The sequence below is a fragment of the Thalassospira profundimaris genome, assembly GCF_003326795.1.
GTDB classification, from domain to species: domain Bacteria; phylum Pseudomonadota; class Alphaproteobacteria; order Rhodospirillales; family Thalassospiraceae; genus Thalassospira; species Thalassospira profundimaris_C.
The window spans coordinates 1-582 of record NZ_JPWI01000038.1 but is presented as its reverse complement, the minus strand read 5'-3'; the positions used below and the strand labels follow the sequence as shown (position 1 = coordinate 582).

General features: G+C 54.6%; 3 protein-coding genes. All 3 read right to left on the bottom strand.

What is annotated here, in order from left to right; all coding sequences use genetic code 11:
• Positions 1 to 280: c-type cytochrome (locus TH30_RS22495; protein WP_404969474.1), on the bottom strand; the 280-nt coding region annotated here is incomplete at its 3' end.
• On the bottom strand, positions 277 to 435 hold the full coding sequence (locus TH30_RS22210) for a hypothetical protein (RefSeq protein WP_022733241.1): 159 nt from the start codon (positions 433 to 435) through the stop codon (positions 277 to 279). The genes TH30_RS22210 and TH30_RS22495, both read right to left, overlap by 4 nt.
• Positions 428 to 571, bottom strand: coding sequence for a DUF411 domain-containing protein (locus TH30_RS22690; protein WP_404969475.1), 144 nt, complete (start codon positions 569 to 571; stop codon positions 428 to 430). Before TH30_RS22690 ends, TH30_RS22210 begins: the two co-directional genes overlap by 8 nt.
• Positions 572 to 582: the final 11 nt, after the last annotated feature.

Here is a 582-nt window from a genome sequence, read left to right as displayed (position 1 = left end):
GCCATGTGTGGCCACTGGCATCGTGTGGCGGCGCGGGCATCCGCCCGGTGTCAAGGCGGCGCTTCCAGTTTTTCTGCCCCTCAAGATTTGAGCCATGACACGATGCGCAAAATTCAACATAGTCATCCTTGCCCAGTGCTATCTGTTCCGGAGTGAGCGGCTTTTCGAGAAAAGTCAGATTCTCGGGCTTCGCGCTGGCATCCATCACGCCGAACAACAAAGCCATGCCGACGCCAGCCATTAATCCGGTGACCATTGATCCGGGCGATACCGCACTCATTTCCCGCCCCGAAGATATTTAAACAACGCGAGAACGCTCATGATCAGGATCGCAAGGATCAGAAGAAACACAAGACCGCCTCCTGCCATCATCAGCATCATCATCGGGCCACCCATCATCGAACCATCCATCATCTGTCCAAAACACTCATTCATTGGCGTAAACGGCAATGCCGTCCTCTCCGAACGCATAGGTTTTCAGCGTCCCGGTTTTTTCACGTGCCATGCCCGGCGCATTTGGTGGCATGCCGGGCAGCGTTATACCCGTTATATCCGGGCGTTCATCAAGCATCCGTTCAATGA

What these genes read in the sequence shown, in the direction of transcription:
- TH30_RS22210 (WP_022733241.1), bottom strand. Translation starts at nt 435, where the DNA reads ATGAATGAGTGTTTTGGACAGATGATGGATGGTTCGATGATGGGTGGC.
- TH30_RS22690 (WP_404969475.1), bottom strand. Translation starts at nt 571, where the DNA reads ATGCTTGATGAACGCCCGGATATAACGGGTATAACGCTGCCCGGCATG.